Origin of the sequence: Streptomyces sp. NEAU-W12 (genome assembly GCF_026242095.1) — a bacterium.
In the GTDB taxonomy this organism is placed as follows: domain Bacteria; phylum Actinomycetota; class Actinomycetes; order Streptomycetales; family Streptomycetaceae; genus Streptomyces.
On the sequence record NZ_JAPJDM010000061.1, the window covers coordinates 1,220 to 1,715 of the forward strand.

A 496-nucleotide genomic window follows, 5' to 3' on the forward strand; every position below is an offset into this window, starting at 1 on the left:
ACAGCTTGCGTTCACTCACCCGGTCACATCACCAGATCAGCACCCGTGGACCGGCGGATTCCGCCCTGCCGCCACACCATCAGGCGACAGCAGAACCACTCAAAGACTCACGAACCGCCCACTGAGGGCTCCCAATGCCTGGCGACCACGCTGCTGGATGCCCGCCGCTACCCCGCCGACCGACTCGTGCACCTCTATCACGAGCGTTGGGAGCACGAGAGCGCCTATTACGCGCTCCGTCACACCATCCTGCACGCACGTATCCTGCGCTCTTGTCGGCGTACACCTGAACGTGGCTCTGACAAGATTTTCGTAGATGGAGATCATCTCGGTGGCACGGTCGACTGGTCCGCGTAGCGTCGGCGGAGGTGGGCGATCAGGATGACGCGGTGGCGGAGGAGTGGGACGCCTGCGCGGCCGGCCATCAGGCGCTTTTGGAGTTTGACGTCGGTGATGCGGCCTTCGCTGATCCCGGAGTTGTAGGGGGTGGTGATGC

Annotated in this window: 1 pseudogene; it reads left to right on the plus strand. The window is 63.7% G+C overall.

Features of this window, described 5'->3' with window-relative positions:
* Nucleotides 1–123: 123 nt before the first annotated feature.
* Nucleotides 124–273 (plus strand): annotated as a pseudogene (locus ORI94_RS34600) (transposase); the annotation flags it as partial.
* Nucleotides 274–496 lie beyond the last annotated feature (223 nt).